Origin of the sequence: Niastella sp. OAS944, from assembly GCA_024809215.1 — a bacterium.
Taxonomy (GTDB): Bacteria; Bacteroidota; Bacteroidia; order Chitinophagales; family Chitinophagaceae; genus Niastella.
Genome location: JANUBW010000003.1, coordinates 59,945 through 75,426, shown reverse-complemented (window position 1 = coordinate 75,426; position 15,482 = coordinate 59,945). Strand labels below are relative to the sequence as shown.

Below are 15,482 nucleotides of genomic sequence, written 5' to 3'. Positions count from 1 at the left end.
GAAGGGGTTTCCTTATATTACCGCTGCGAATACGTTCTAAAATAACCACACTCTCTTATCGCCTCCTGATAGAATTTCGTGGTCTTATATTGCTTTAACGACCTGAATCCATCCCAGGCTTTAAAGTCGGGCATACTGGGTTGATCGCCATATTCGTAAGTTCTATTGATGTAGAGGCTGTCGTTATAATATTTGTTGCGCTCGCATTTGGCCAGCATGAAATAACATTTGGCTTTCTGCTCGTCGGTTTTGGCGGCGTTCAGGCCCTGTGTATAATACTTGTTCGCCAGGGTCATATCTGTTAACATATTCCTGAATTCATTACCGATGGAAAAAGGTGAATAATGATATTCGCCTGTTATTCTGCCTTCATAAAATGCGCGGGCATTTCCATAATGGGTAATGTTGTAAAACGCATTGGCCAATAACATGGCATTGGTATACACGTCCTGACCGGCTTTTACTTTATCTTTCATGTCTTTCATTTTCTTAAGCAATGAAAGTTTGGTGTACTTTATTTTCTGCGGAGCTTCGTGATCGCAATCGTGGCAATCCTGTAAGCGGCCGTTAAAAGGGTTGCCCGGAAGCGTAGCGCCGCCATTGGGTATACTTTCCATTTTAACAATTGCTTCGTCGAGTTTATCGTGCAACGCCAGGTCAATGGCCTGAAACTCTAACAGGTCGTTTGTTGTAAGCGCATAAAATTTAGCATACAATGCTTCATAGGGCGTTTTGTTGGGCTTGGCTAAAAAGCTTTTCATTGCCTCTATGTTGCTGTTGTTGATATAGAACCCGGTATAATTGCTATAACAAACAGCTTTTATGAATTCCTTTTGCGCTTTATACCGCTCGCTCAGGGTTTGTTTTATCCAGTTTAATGCCGATGAATGCCTGAACTCGCCATCTTCCATTTTAAGGTTCGCTAACCATTCAAGTTCTGGCAGAATGGCTTTTTCCAGTTTGCTATCGGCTTTGGGTGTGCTGGCAATAATGTTTATTAATTTAAGCAACCGCAACTGTAATTGGGCCAGTTCTGCTTTTGGTAATTTCTTTTCGGCCTGCGCATAAGAAGCGGCGGCTTTTGCAGTATTGCCTTTCAACATATATAAATAACCGGTAGCGGTATGCCACATCCAGGGAGCGCTGGTATTGCCGGCCTGCGTAATACGTGATACGAAGGCAAGCAGGTTATTGCCGGTGGTGTCTTTCTTTACATTGATAATATTATCTCTTATGCCATCGTTCCAGAGAGAAAATTCCTGCTCCTGCCTGTTGATGGCCCTTGCAAGCAGGATGTTCAGTTTTTCACTTTTGGGATTCATGGTGTATATTTCCTGCATGGCGCGCACATCATCGCCATAATAAATACCCAGCATTTGCCACAGCGTAGCCTTCTCTTCATTGTTGGCGCATAGGGCGAGTGTAGCATTCCAGTCGGCCTGTTCCTGTGGGTGAAAGCTATAATGGGCAACGGTGCGTAATGCAGCACAACCTTCAAACACCCGGCTGTAATAGTAGTTGGCTTTGGTATAGTTCTTTAAAGTATAGTATATACCGGCGGCATAGGCCATGGTGCGGTAATACATGTCGTTTTTAGGGAACGCTTTCTCATTGCTTTCAAAGAACTCAATGGCTTTTTGCGTTGGAGCATTAAAGTAGTAAGAACGTTCTAACTGAAACCAGTACCGCTGTTTTAAAAAGGGGTCTTTGGCAATGGTGAATTCACTCAGCAGTTTTGCGTTTAAGGCCGCGGCATTGGCATAAGGCCCCCTTTTCTTTTTTTCTTCATATTCCCACGAATACTGAACGTTGCTTATTGCAAACTCCTCACTCTTTTTAGCCAGCACTAAATAGTTTAAAAAAGAAGTGGTTTTGCTGTTAAGCTTTTTAAATAACTGGAACGATTGCATGCTGGCCGGCAGCGTTTTTGTTTTGCCGCTGGCATAATTGGCGGCGCTGTCTATTGAACCCAGCGTTGTGGTGTTCAAAAGATGTTGCAGCTCGGCTACAGGTGCGCCGTTGCCAAGGTAGGTGCTCCAGTCATTTACATTCGATTCATTAAAACGGCTATCATGTTTGGTGTCGTACCCAATGTCGTAATACATGGAATAACCCGAATAAAAGAACGGCCGGTAACCACTGTCTACAAATGCTTCGGGCGTAAAGCTAGATGTGCCGTATTCAGGTCCCCAATCGCCGGCACAGGCTAATATAATTCCGGTGCCTACTGCGAAAGTGCTAATTAAGGTTGCTAAGTACTTTTTCGAAAACATCTCTTTCATATTGAACCAGGTTTGTGCTATCTAAATCGTAGAAGATGAGTTTACCAATCTTATGATTGGTGTTTTTATTTATTTGATTGGTTATGTCGAGCAGGTCGCTGGCCGGTACATGTTCCTGTTTTATTTGATCGTTCTCCTTAAAATAGTAACCACCTTTAAAACATGCATGTTTTGCCTGGTACCGGTCGCTGGCAGCTTTTATGAAATTAGAATCATTTTCAAACTGCGAGAAATTAATTTTATTTAAAAGCTCCACCACTTTACCATTGCGAATGGTAAGCCCCCACGAAAAAACCGGCAGGGCAACATCCATTGCCAGCGGATACGATTTTATATAAGTATTGTATTTATCGGCAATCGACTTTTCGTAAATGCTATTATTGTTGTCGCCATTAATAGCTCCCATGTTGTAATACATCAGCACACCATAGTCAACAGGAGGTACACCGGTTATTTCTTTATACTTTACCTGGTGCAGGCGAATGGTAGCGGAAATAGTTTGATTGGTTAATGCGCGGTACTGTTTTATAAACTCAAAGAATTTATCGCGGGTACGTTCCGTCCAGTCGCAATCGAATTGAATTTGTTGCGGACGAATTCCCTGCGACTGGTTTATAAGATTAACAAGAAAAGCTACGTTCTTTACCAGCATTGGAATGGTTGTAGCCTCCAGGCGCTCAAAAGTACGGTTCCTTATAAATATAACCGGCGTAACGCGGTAGGCCCTTATTGAGCTATCGGGTTTTATGGGCGACACAGGTTCCGGTTCCTTACCATCTGGTTTAAAGTCAACATCGAAATAGCGAACGTACAAACTGGTTACAGCATGTTCGTTTAATACGCTTTTTTCGTAATCGTTCAGCGTAAACTGGGTTTTCCAATAGTAAAACGACAATGGTTTATTTTGATGCCGGCATGCGGCTGTCAATACCATTATAAGAAGCAGGGGCCACCAATACTTTTTCATCACTTGTAATTGCAGGCCCGAAGATACTTGTGTTTATGCTTTTACGCCAATCAAAAACATGGTGGTTACTGGGTAATCTACTACTTCAGGCATGCCGTTCTTTACAGTAAACAATTCAGCTTTGCCTTTCCAGCGGTTTTGTACGATCCAGTCGTTGGTAAATGCTTTTGATGAAGGATGAATGGTAAACCCAACTTTTTGCAGGTTGGCCTTCCATTCTGCAAAATCCCAAAAGCAAAAGGTTTCATGCATTTCACTTTGCCAGTTGTCGGTATAGTCTTTACGGCTAAGGAATTCCATGGCATCGTGCAGCGTGGTAATAATGTAATTCTTATTGTTGATGGTGGCTGTTGTATACTTTAGTACATAGCCTTCTTTGTGTCGGAAGTCGCGGGCAAACCGCAGAAACCGGGCATAGGTTGATAAACCGGTGAGGTAATGAGCGAATTCTTCCTTATTCTCGTATTGTTTAAAGGGATCGGTATTATCGCCATCGGTATCGTTCAACCAAAGGTGAATAAGCTGGTCTTTATTTTCTGGTCCCACTACATCGCGATTGATCCAAACGCCGCCGGGCGCCAGTTCATCGTACCGGTTCTGTATAAATTGCAACAGATCGTTACGGCTGCCGTACGATTCAATTTCATGGGTAAGTGAACTTGTGTGAATGGTGTTCATTGAGTTGGGTTCAAACACAAGACCCGTTACTGCATTCTTTTGTGAGAAGAATACAAAGGGATTGGCAAATTCACCGTTCTCTTTTCGCTGTTGGCATAAAACATATAAGTAGCGCGATACTTCAATACCATAAAAATCAGATTCGCGCAGGCGTTCGTCTTTACAGGCAAGTTTTATCCAGCTGCCTACAGCACAACCGATATCACCAATACGGCCGGCCTGTATGTATTGCGCCGTATCGTGGTATTTCATTTCGGCAATTTCATCCATTTGCCGAACGTACACATTGTAATCGCGGGTTTCGGTAAGATCGCCATCGCTGCTGATCATAGCATCTCTGAACAGCATTTGCATTTTTTCGCCCCGTTTATATTTACGCCAAACGTTATAGGCCGATGGGTGCATGTGCGTTTGTACAAAAGGGTCTGTTTGCCAGTTATCGCTTTTGGCAATTTGCTCCACCACATCCCAGGGCATGGGCGTATAATGTTGCCAGGTACTCATGTCTTTTAATTCGGCGGGTAAAATGGTAAAGCCGAGATCGTGATACATTTGCAGCACCGGGGTACTACAAATAACTACGGTATTTTGGGGCGTGCAATGGAACTGACCTTCGCTATCGTGCTGAATACGTTTAAGGGTGTACCCGGCAAAATTGGGTACACTACCAACATCGTCAATGCCGTATATATAAGTTGGCGTAGAAAGTTCGTTGCCAAACGCTTCAATGGCAATTGCGCGCAGGTAAAAGGGTAAGGGATTGCGACGGGTATTGGAATGGTTGGCCGAGGTTACGGCAAATAATACCGCCTCAATTTTTTGGGTGTTGCCAATAGGTTTACCAAATACATCGGCTTCGGTTTGCAGGCCGTTTTGTATAAGGCGTTGAATATACTGGAACTGAAATTGCGTAAGTAGTTGGTGGCGGCCGGGAATCAACAGGTACATAGGTCTCATTTGCGTTAAAGATACAGTTTGACCCTACAGGTTGGTACTACCACCGAAAGTTTTATATTGCAGCCTCATGTCAGCTTCAGAAATAAAGATAGCAGTAGATGCCATCGTTTTCGGGTACTCCAAGAATGAAGGTGTTTCTATATTGCTTATTCAACGGAAATATCCGCCGTTCCAAAATGCGTGGGCCATACCCGGTGGGTTTGTGTTGGCCGATGAATCGTTGGAAGAAGCGGTGCGCCGCGAGCTTAGGGAAGAAACCGGTATTGAGGTAAATTACCTGGAGCAGTTATATACATTTGGTGATCCCAATCGCGACCCGCGTAAACGGGTAATTTCAGTAGCCTATTTTGCATTGGTAAAAAGCGCCAAATTTCAGCAGTTAAAGGCAAGTACCGATGCCGAGAATGCGCAATGGTTCAATTTTAAAGAATTGCCCGAACTGGCGTTTGATCATAAGGAGATACTGAAAATGGCCATTGAGCGGGTACGCACCAAGATCCGCTACCAACCCATCGGCTTCGAACTGCTCGATCGTAAATTTCCATTTGCCGACCTGGAGAAACTTTACATTACATTACTCGACCGCGATATAGACCGCCGCAATTTCTACAAAAAAATGATGGCCCTGAATATTCTCGACGAAACCGACGAATACGCCAAAAGCGAAGGCAAGGGCCGCCCCAGCAAAATGTACAAGTTCAACCAAAAACGGTACGAACAGCTGGAGAAAGAGGGGTTCCATTTTGAGATCTAGAATTTTCTGACACGAAATAGGGCGGCAACCGCTATTTCAGTTAAAAGTTTCTTTGAAGGCTATTTTTCTTACTAAAATGGCTATAAAAGAAACTTTGAAGGCTATTTCACTCACTGTAATAGGAGCAACATTTACTAAAATAGCCATAACACTTACTGAAATAGAGGCTATCTGATTGATTTTCAACAAAACCGTTTGATATAGCACCGCCCCGAGCTTTTGGGTAAAATGATCCTACGCCTTGATAATTAAAAAGATGTAATGTATTTTACCTGCCTATCCAAATCCATCGTATGAAAACCCCGGTATGGCTGCTGATCATTGCTTTGATTATTCCCTTTAATAAATCTTCTGCCCAAACCCGTGACGGGTTCCCTATTGTATTTTCCGATTCTAATTACCGTTTGGCATTAAATAAAAATAACCAGCTGGCTGTTGCTTCTGAGGGTGGTAAGGTTGCAGCTGCCAAATCAATATACGGGGTTTGTCGCAAAGAACTTGATAAAGTAGTTTATAGTCCTAACGTTAAAATAAAAAACACCAATTATTTCAATGGCGATACGGTATTGGTTACGGAAACATTATATAGGCACAATAAAACCACCGTGGATTTAATTTACCGTACAATAGATGGCGGTAAAAACTGGGAGCCGGTAACATTAGGCTTTGAAGGAACAGTTGATGATGCTGTTTTTCTTAATAATGGCGTAGCGTGGATATGTGTTGCGGGGGAAGGTATTGCCTATACAAAGGATTATGGCGCCAGCTGGACAAACTTTGCTATTCCGCTTATTAATACCAATAAACGGAACCACTATTCAACAATCTATTTCAATAATAAAAGAACTGGCATACTATCGTCGCAGGCCGGGCTTGAAAATCAACTGGCATATACCCGCGATAATTGTAAACACTGGACAATCATTGCAACCCCATACAGCCAGCTAAAATACAAAAGAGCAAATGATGATAGTCTGAAGGAAATTAATCGCGTTGCCATTTACAGGAATTATATTCTGGTAAGCCAGGAAAACCAGGTCTTTTATTCAAGGGCAGATAAAATACAATGGGTACCACTGAGTAACTATAAAGATTTTTATACCGACGCTGAAAACAACGTATTGTTTTTGGAACGTAAAAAAGGAGGTTTTGTAAAATGTGACAGCAGGTTTAATCCTGTAATGGCATTTAACAACATTACAAACTACTCATGCGCCGTTAGTGAAAACGGCAGTTTATATGTGCTGGGAAAAAATACCTTATGGCAAATAAACCGCCATAACCGGCTCGCTCAATTTCCTTTATATACCAATATTAATGCTAAAGCTGACATACCGGTAAAATTTGGCCATATAGGATTGAGCAAACCAATAGCCCATATTGGTAATAATATCTATCAGCGTAATGATTCAGGTTGGGAATATTTATTGACCTTACCTTTTGCAACAGGCGATGGGAATTTAAGTTTAAAAGAGTGGGAGACTATTGTGTGCACCCGCGGCGACTCGGTTTTTTATTACAATATGTCAACAGGTAAAGTAACGAAAGTCAACGGGCGGGAAACGATTAACAACTTTGCAACAGCCGGAATAAAGCATATTATTTTTACTCATACACACTTTAATTGTGCGCGCAGTACTGAAAACAAACAGGTATACACGCGCCACGGTAACGAGTTTATAACAACGCAAAAAAGTAGGGTGATTGATACCGTTAATGACTTACCCCAATTTCCACATGCCATCGGTGCGCGGTCTGTGGAAGAGTTTTTAAAGAAAATGCCCGCTATTTATGCAAAGCAAGCGAGCATTAATGATATGGCATTTAACCAGGCTGACTATGACAGTTGTAAGATCTTTATATTGAAGTACCAGGAAAAATACAATCTGTTCGCCTCAATGTCAGATAATCCGGATCTCAAAAAAATTATAACCCTGGTTGATAGCGTTAAAACCATTAACCGGGAATTATTGAACTGGTATTTTCTTCTAAAATCCTGGAGCACTGCCGGCAATTCAACTAAAATTACCTTCGTTAACAACAATAATGAAGAGTTGGAAATAAAAAACGAGCAATATTTCAATTCATTTTATTTTCCCTGGTATATAAAACTGAATGGTTTGTATATAGTTAGTACAGCCATTGAAATAAACCAGTTTCTACAGGCTGTACATCCAAACTTTCTTGATGAAATGAATAAATTGATGAGCGAGAGGCGGCAAGTTGATGTGCGCGTATTTGAAATTCAACGACTTGTAAGGTTTTTGTATATGGAAAGTAAATAGCCTGCCAAATTATTTTGCGTGAATTTGACGCAAAAACTTGTATAATTCAAATCCGCGTATTAGATTTGCGTATAAATAACGCAAAATGAAAGCAACTGGTGTTATTATCGCAAGATTTCAGACCCCGTACCTGCACGATGGACATAAGTATTTACTCGATGAAATTCGTTCAAAACACAATAAAGTAGTAGTGGTGCTGGGCATTTCGCCGGTAAAAGGCAGCAAACGCAACCCGTTCGATTTTTATACAAGGGAAAGAATGTTGAAGCAATATGCGCCCGACCTGATGGTATTACCATTAAGCGATCACCCTTCAGATGAGGCCTGGAGCAAGAACATAGATACGCTGTTACAAAATACCTTTCCCTCAGAGCCGTTTATCTTATATGGCAGCCGCGATTGTTTTATTCCTTATTACAGTGGTAATATACAGGTAGTAGCATTACCCGAATATGGTGAACATTCTGCAACCGCCATTCGTAACGATAACAGTGATAAAGTTCTTGAATCAGTAGATTTCAGAATGGGTATTAATTATGCTTATCAGAACATGTATTCAAAAGTGTACCCTACGGTTGACATTGCGGTGTTAAAGGATAACGATACGATGGTATTACTCGGCAAAAAAAGCAACGCACCACAATGGCGTTTCCCCGGTGGGTTTGTTGATCCTACTGATGATACGTATGAAGCAGCAGCACGACGCGAGTTGCAGGAAGAATGTGGCGATATGGAAGTGAATGCCATGCAATATGTAGGCAGTGCTAAAATTGATGACTGGCGTTATCGTTCTGAAGCCGATAAGATCGTTACCTTGTTATTCAAAACACAATGGGTTTTTGGAAATGCACAGGCAAACGACGATCTGAAAGAACTGGCCTGGTTTCCGGTAAAAGAACTGAATGCTATGATGCAGCAGGGAAATATTGTTAAAGAACACCACGTACTGGTAAACCTGTTATTAAAGAGTATAAACGGATAATTGAAACGTACCTAATAAGCTTACTTCACAAATAAAAACATTATTATATGAAAACGCAGGAGAACTTTGTATTATTAGCCGACGCATATAAATACTCACACCATAAATTATACTATCCCGGTACTACAAAAATTTACTCTTATCTCGAGAGCCGGGGTGGTCAGTTTGACGAAACAGTATTTTTTGGATTGCAGTATTTTCTTAAACACTATTTAGAAGGCGTTGTGATAACCAAAGAAAAGATCGATGAAGCCGAAAGTTTTTTAACACAGGTGTTTGGCCGTACCGATGTGTTTGATCGCAGTAAGTTCGATTACATTGTTGAAAAACACAAGGGTCGTTTACCGGTGCGCATAAAAGCAATACCAGAAGGCGCTGTTGTACCGGTGAACAATGTGTTAATGACCATTGAGAATACCGATCCCCAATGTTTCTGGTTATCTAACTTCCTCGAAACGCTGTTGATGCAGGTATGGTATCCCTGTACCGTAGCAACGGTTTCACGCGAGGTGCGGAAGATTGTAGAAGAGTATTTTGAAGAAACCGCCGCCGATGCTTCAAAACCCGCCATTGATTTTGTGTTGAACGACTTTGGTTTCCGGGGCGTTAGCTCAGTAGAAAGCGCTGGTATTGGTGGTGCTGCGCACCTGATCAACTTTTTGGGAAGCGATACCTTAATGGGTAGTGTGTTGGCACAGCGGTATTACGAAACACAAAAAGTATGGGGTTTATCAGTTCCTGCAACAGAACACTCAGTATGTACCCTGTTAGGTGAAGAAGGCGAGTTGGATGTGTTCAAGCATATTTTAAAAACATTCCCTACAGGTGTTGTGGCTTGCGTATCTGATTCGTTCGACATCTTTAGAGCATGTAGCGATTACTGGGGAACAGAATTAAAAGACCTGGTGTTGAGCCGTGATGGTGTACTCGTAATTCGTCCCGATAGCGGCGACCCTGTATTTACCTTATTGAAAGTGTTCGATATCTTATTGAGCAAATTCGGTTATACCATCAATGAAAAAGGATATAAGGTATTGCCACCACAGGTAAGGGTAATTCAAGGCGACGGCATAAATGTTCAAAGCATCCGCAGCATTTATGGCGCATTAAAAGTAAATGGTATCAGTGCCGAAAACTTAGTGTTGGGAATGGGCGGCGCTTTATTACAAAAAGTTGACCGCGATACACAGAAGTTTGCTTTCAAATGCTCTTATGCCGAAATAAATGGCAAACCGGTAGATGTTCAAAAGCACCCTGTAGAGGTTGACTCACATGGTAAACTGGTACAATCGTTTAAAAAATCAAAAGCAGGACAATTAAAATTAATACGCACCGACGCCGGTTATCAAACAGTGAGAAAAGAAACCTCACCCGGTTACGAAGACCAAATGATAACTGTATTTGAAAACGGAGAATTAATAAACACGGTAAGCTTTGAAGAAATAAGAGAGCGGGCCGTTGTGGTGAAAGAAGTGGCGGTGGAGTAAACCACGTTCAATTTAAAATGTATGAAACAGAGTAGAAGAATAGAAATAGCAAAAGACACACTGGAGATTCTGGAGAAAGGACATTACACAAACAACAAAGGAGAAAAAGTAGAGATAACCGGTATTCAAAAAAAAGCGGAAGACAACACACGATTGTACAAACCGCAGGAGTTGGATGAAATGAGGGCTGGAAACAAATATGAAAACAGTTTTCAAACCCGGTATGAAGTAAACAACGAAACCACGCTCGATGCAGCACGCCGCCTGGCAGGTGAAGGCGAGGAAAATGTGATGGTCCTGAATTTTGCTTCGGCAAAAAATCCCGGTGGCGGTTTTCTTGGTGGTGCACTGGCGCAGGAAGAGTGTATAGCAAGGGCTACAGGAATGTATCCCTGTTTGTTGAAGGCAGATGAGTACTACAAGTACAACCGGAAATTAGACACTTGTTTGTATTCAGATCATATGATCTATTCACCACTGGTACCTATATTGAAAACGGAAGATGGTGAGTTGTTGGATGAAATAGTATGTACAACCATAATCACATCTCCGGCTGTAAACGCAGGTGCGGTGCGCAAGAATGAAGAAAAGAATGCAGATAAGATAGTACCTGTAATGTGCAAGCGGATTGAAAAGCTGTTAACGCTATGTTTGCATCATAAGCATACTACATTGGTGCTTGGCGCCTGGGGATGCGGAGTGTTTAGAAACGATCCTGCAATAATTGCAGAACTGTTCAGAGAAGCACTCACCGGCAACTTCGCCAACCAGTTCAAAAGGGTAGTGTTCGCGGTTAAAACCAGCGACGAGAAAATCATTGATCCTTTCAGAGAGAGATTTTAAATAAAATATTTGGAGTTTAAGCTATGGTATGATCCTGCCTCGCTAATGGCGGGGCGATGGATCTATTTTAAAAATAAAGCAAAATGAAATACTCAATAGACTGGTTAAAACAACAATATCAGCAAGGCGAGGAAGTAAAGTATTATTTCTTCTGGGGGCATACGCCTAAAGTACCAGGAGTGGTTGATAAATCTTGTTTGAGCCAATGGTTTCCCAACCCCTTTACGGTGGAAGGAACATTGTATCATACCGCAGAACATTGGATGATGGCGGAGAAAGCAAGGTTATTTAATGATGCGGATGCGTTACAACAAATTCTGAAAACACCAAAGCCGGGTACTGCCAAGTCGTGGGGCAGAAAGGTAAAGAATTCTGACGCTAATGTATGGAAAGAAAAGTGTTTTGATCTTGTAGTAACGGGTAACATACATAAGTTTTCGCAACACAAACAATTAAAAGAATTTCTACTTAAAACCGGTAACCAGGTAATAGTAGAAGCCAGTCCGCGCGATTTTATTTGGGGTATAGGTTTAGGACAGGATATAAAGGAAGCGCAGCACCCCGACACCTGGCGCGGCACCAACCTGTTGGGCTTTGCTTTAATGGAAGTGCGCGATAAATTATTAAGTTAAACCACATGAAAGCAAAACCAGTTCACGGAGCTTTGTTTGGCCTTGCCATTGGCGATGCATTGGGCGTGCCGGTTGAATTTAAAAAGCGGGATGAGTTAAAGGGAAAATGGGTGAGAGATTTTGAAGGTTACCAAACCCATAATCAACCACCCGGTACATTCTCTGACGATAGCTCACTAACTTTTTGTTTAGCTGAATCACTATGCCATGGTTACGACCTGAACGATATGGGCCAGCGTTTTGTGAAATGGTTCTTTGAAGGGTATTGGACGGCCGGTGGCGAAGTGTTTGGTGTTGGGAAATCAACCGAGGATTCTATAACCAGGTTACGTGATGGCGTTTCGCCCTTACAATCGGGCAATTATGCAGTTGATTGTTATGGTAACGGATCATTGATGCGTGTACTGCCTTTATTGTTTTATATAAAGGACTTTGATATAGAAGAACGGTATAGAATAATAAGAGAAGTGGCGGTTATTACGCATGGTTCTATACGTACCATCCTGGCCTGTTTTTATTACCTGGAGTTTGCGCGTGAACTATTGAATGGGAGTGAAAAAATGATGGCTCTTCTCAAAACCCAGCATACAGTTTACAATTGTATTAGAGGAAAGAACATTCCGCCAGAAGAAATGGAAATAGCAGAAGTTTTGATAAGGGGAAGAATGTTTATGAAGAATGTTGACTCAATCATTACCATTCACCATGCCCACCTTACCATAGAGGCCGCTGTGTTTTGCCTGTTGAGAACAGGCAGTTATGAAGAAGCTGTACTAAGGCCGTAAACCTCGGGGATGATACTGATACAACCGCTTCGGTAACCGGTGCATTGGCTGGTATTTATTATGGGTTTGATTCTATACCTGTAAAGTGGCGCAACGAAATAAAAAGAAGCAATGATATAAACGACCTGTGCAACCGGTTGGCGACATCATTGAATATAAACGAGAACTATTAAAAGGAAATGTATGAAAGTAAATGTTGTTCACGGAGCTTTATTTGGCGTGGCTATAGGTGATGCGTTGGGCGTACCTGCAGAGTTTAGAAGTCGCGAAACCTTAAAGCTCGATCCTATAAAGGATTTTGTAGGTTATAAAAGCCATAACCAACCGCCGGGTACATTTTCCGACGATAGTTCTTTAATGTTTTGCCTTGCAGAATCATTGTGTAACGGATATGATCTGAATGACCTCGGTTATCGATTTATTCAATGGCTGGAAAACGGTTATTGGACTGCGGGTGGTGAAGTATTTGATATGGGCATGACTACCAGCCGGGCCATTGACCGATTAAAAAGAGGAACAAAACCTGTACTGGCCGGTGATTTTGATGAAGGTAATAATGGCAACGGTTCACTCATGCGTATTCTGCCCTTGTTGTTTTACATCCGCAATTTCAATATAGAAGAAAGATATGCCATCACAAAAGATGTATCGTCTGTAACCCATGGCCACATTCGTTCTGTGATCGCCTGTTTTTATTACCTGGAGTTTGCGCTTGAATTATTAAATGGAAGTGATAAACAAACAGCTTATAACAATACGGCCAAAACGGTGCACGACCTTATCGTAAGTAAACAAATTATTCAAAAAGAAATAGACCTGTTTGCACCACTATTGAAGAATGATATAACAAAAGAGAACATCGATAACATTCCATCATTTGGTTATGTGATGAACACGTTGAAGGCCGCCATGTATTGTTTTCTCACAACAGATAACTATACTGATGCTGTACTGATGGCTGTTAATTTAGGCAATGATGCCGATACAACAGCAGCAGTAACCGGTGGACTGGCGGGCCTGTATTATGGTTTCGAATCCATTCCCGAAAAATGGCGGAACGAAGTAAAAAGAAGTAATGATATTAAAGACCTGTGCGACCGCCTTACGGCCGCAACAGGTATGTAAAATGATTTTATGGAAAAACAACTTAAACATATAAGTAAATTTTTGAGCCTTGTACTAAGGCATCAGCCCGAAGAAATAGGGCTAACACTCGATCACGAAGGCTGGGCCGATGTAACAGAGCTTATAACCAAAATGAATAAGAAAGGCGCCAAACTTGATTTTGCCCTGCTGCAGCACATTGTTGATACCAATGATAAAAAGCGCTACTCATTTAATGAAGATAAAACACGTATTCGCGCCAACCAGGGCCATTCTGTTGAAGTAGACCTGAACCTGGTTGCGCAGGAACCGCCGGCAACTTTGTACCACGGTACTACCGACAAATACATTGACGTTATTCGTAAACACGGCATTCAAAAAATGAACCGGCATCATGTGCACCTGACCACAACAAAAGCCACAGCATTGAACGTAGGTTCGCGACATGGCAAACCGGTACTTCTGGAAATTAATGCGTTGAAAATGTATGAGCAGTCGTATGAATTTTATTTGTCGGCCAATGGTGTTTGGCTTACCGATGAGGTGCCGCCTGCTTTTATTGAATTTCCCGGCTAGTTTAAACCTTTTGCTGCCTGCCCTGTTAGTATAGGCATGTCTCTACAATTAAGTATCCTTGATCAAACCCCCATTCGCCGGGGAAGCAATGCCGCAGAAGCGTTACAGGAATCTGTTGAGTTGGTGCGCCTGGCCGATGAATTGGGATATACCCGCTACTGGCTTAGCGAACATCATAATACTACTACCCTGGCAATGGCCGCGCCCGAAATAATGATTGCCCGGCTGGCGGCCGAAAGCAAACACATTCGCCTCGGCTCCGGTGGTATTATGTTGCCCAATCACAGTACGTTAAAAGTGGCAGAGAATTTCAAAATGCTCGAAGCATTGTATCCCAATCGCATCGATTTGGGTGTTGGCCGCGCGCCAGGGGGCGATAGAATAACAGCCCAGCTTTTGAATCCTTCCAATTCTTTTGATCCGCAGGAGTATATTCAACAGATCAGCGACTTGCAGGATTTTCTTACAGACAATCCCAACTATAATAATATCCAGGGAAAGGTGCGGGCCATTCCGCAAATTGATACTGTGCCCGAGGTTTGGATGCTTACTAGCAGTGGCGAAAGCGCATACCTGGCGGCTCATAGCGGTATGGCTTTAAGCTTTGCACAATTCATTAATCCCATTGGTGGTAAAGAAGCGATCAATATTTACAGGCAACGCTTCAAGCCTTCTGCCCAGTTAAAGGAGCCAAAGGCCAGCGTGGGAGTATTTGCATTTACCTCAGAAGACGCACATAAAGCAGAACAGGTACAGGCTGTAATGGATTACCGCTTGTTAAGTTTTGAAAAGGGTAGATATGATGAAATTCCAACGTATGATGTAGCCAGTAAATATAATTATACCGCCGCCGAGTGGCAGCGTGTACTATATAACAGGCAACGCACCATAGTGGGTACGCCCGATGTGGTGAAAGAAAAAGTAACGGCGCTGGCTGCTGAGCTCGATGTGCCCGAAGTTATAATTGCCACCTTTGCTGAAACAAAAGAAGACCGTTTTGACAGCTATCGCTTATTTGCGAAAATTTTTAACCTCACTCCTGTAAATTAAAGTTGCTTGTTATTTAACAAAGCTATTTGATGTAGCATTTTTATAGACAAACCCTTACGCAGATATATTCATGATCATGTGAAAATAAAAATTAGAGTCC

The 15,482-nt window shown here is 42.1% G+C and carries 12 protein-coding genes and 1 pseudogene; 10 read left to right on the top strand and 3 right to left on the bottom strand.

Features of this window, described 5'->3' with window-relative positions; genetic code table 11:
- Positions 1-17: 17 nt before the first annotated feature.
- From GGD38_RS14905 to GGD38_RS14895, 3 genes are read right to left on the bottom strand one after another with little or no spacing between them, the layout of a single operon-like run.
- Positions 18-2,282 (bottom strand): hypothetical protein, encoded by a 2,265-nt coding sequence (locus GGD38_RS14905; RefSeq protein ID WP_375297037.1) that lies wholly within the window; start codon positions 2,280-2,282, stop codon positions 18-20.
- On the bottom strand, positions 2,239-3,249 hold the full coding sequence (locus GGD38_RS14900; RefSeq protein WP_375297036.1) for a hypothetical protein: 1,011 nt from the start codon (positions 3,247-3,249) through the stop codon (positions 2,239-2,241). The genes GGD38_RS14905 and GGD38_RS14900 overlap by 44 nt, the downstream gene beginning before the upstream one ends.
- A 33-nt stretch (positions 3,250-3,282) precedes the next feature.
- Complete coding sequence (locus GGD38_RS14895) at positions 3,283-4,875, bottom strand: transferase (protein WP_375297035.1); 1,593 nt, start codon at positions 4,873-4,875, stop codon at positions 3,283-3,285.
- A 76-nt stretch (positions 4,876-4,951) separates the two neighbouring features.
- On the opposite strand from GGD38_RS14895, the gene GGD38_RS14890 reads away from it, so the two are divergent.
- From GGD38_RS14890 to GGD38_RS14845, 10 genes and pseudogenes are all read left to right on the top strand, one after another.
- Positions 4,952-5,638 carry an NUDIX domain-containing protein gene (locus tag GGD38_RS14890; protein WP_375297034.1) on the top strand — a complete coding sequence of 229 codons (687 nt, stop codon included), beginning with the start codon at positions 4,952-4,954 and terminating at the stop codon, positions 5,636-5,638.
- A gap of 293 nt (positions 5,639-5,931) precedes the next feature.
- Entirely contained in the window at positions 5,932-7,923 is a 1,992-nt protein-coding gene (locus tag GGD38_RS14885; protein WP_375297033.1) for a WD40/YVTN/BNR-like repeat-containing protein, read from the top strand.
- An 85-nt stretch (positions 7,924-8,008) separates the two neighbouring features.
- On the top strand, positions 8,009-8,905 hold the full coding sequence (locus GGD38_RS14880) for an NUDIX domain-containing protein (RefSeq protein ID WP_375297032.1): 897 nt from the start codon (positions 8,009-8,011) through the stop codon (positions 8,903-8,905).
- A 47-nt stretch (positions 8,906-8,952) separates the two neighbouring features.
- Positions 8,953-10,392 carry a nicotinate phosphoribosyltransferase gene (locus tag GGD38_RS14875; protein WP_375297031.1) on the top strand — a complete coding sequence of 480 codons (1,440 nt, stop codon included), beginning with the start codon at positions 8,953-8,955 and terminating at the stop codon, positions 10,390-10,392.
- 21 nt (positions 10,393-10,413) lie between these two features.
- Positions 10,414-11,235, top strand: a complete 822-nt coding sequence (locus GGD38_RS14870; RefSeq protein ID WP_375297030.1) for a TIGR02452 family protein — start codon at positions 10,414-10,416, stop codon at positions 11,233-11,235.
- An 83-nt stretch (positions 11,236-11,318) separates the two neighbouring features.
- A complete protein-coding gene (locus GGD38_RS14865; protein WP_375297029.1) occupies positions 11,319-11,867 on the top strand; it encodes an NADAR family protein in 549 nt (182 codons plus the stop codon).
- Between the two features lie 5 nt (positions 11,868-11,872).
- Positions 11,873-12,825: pseudogene (locus tag GGD38_RS14860) on the top strand (ADP-ribosylglycohydrolase family protein).
- 10 nt (positions 12,826-12,835) lie between these two features.
- Positions 12,836-13,777 carry an ADP-ribosylglycohydrolase family protein gene (locus tag GGD38_RS14855; protein ID WP_375297028.1) on the top strand — a complete coding sequence of 314 codons (942 nt, stop codon included), beginning with the start codon at positions 12,836-12,838 and terminating at the stop codon, positions 13,775-13,777.
- 9 nt (positions 13,778-13,786) lie between these two features.
- Positions 13,787-14,332 carry an RNA 2'-phosphotransferase gene (locus GGD38_RS14850; RefSeq protein ID WP_375297027.1) on the top strand — a complete coding sequence of 182 codons (546 nt, stop codon included), beginning with the start codon at positions 13,787-13,789 and terminating at the stop codon, positions 14,330-14,332.
- Positions 14,333-14,368: 36 nt separating this feature from the next.
- Complete coding sequence (locus GGD38_RS14845; RefSeq protein ID WP_375297026.1) at positions 14,369-15,382, top strand: LLM class flavin-dependent oxidoreductase; 1,014 nt, start codon at positions 14,369-14,371, stop codon at positions 15,380-15,382.
- Positions 15,383-15,482 lie beyond the last annotated feature (100 nt).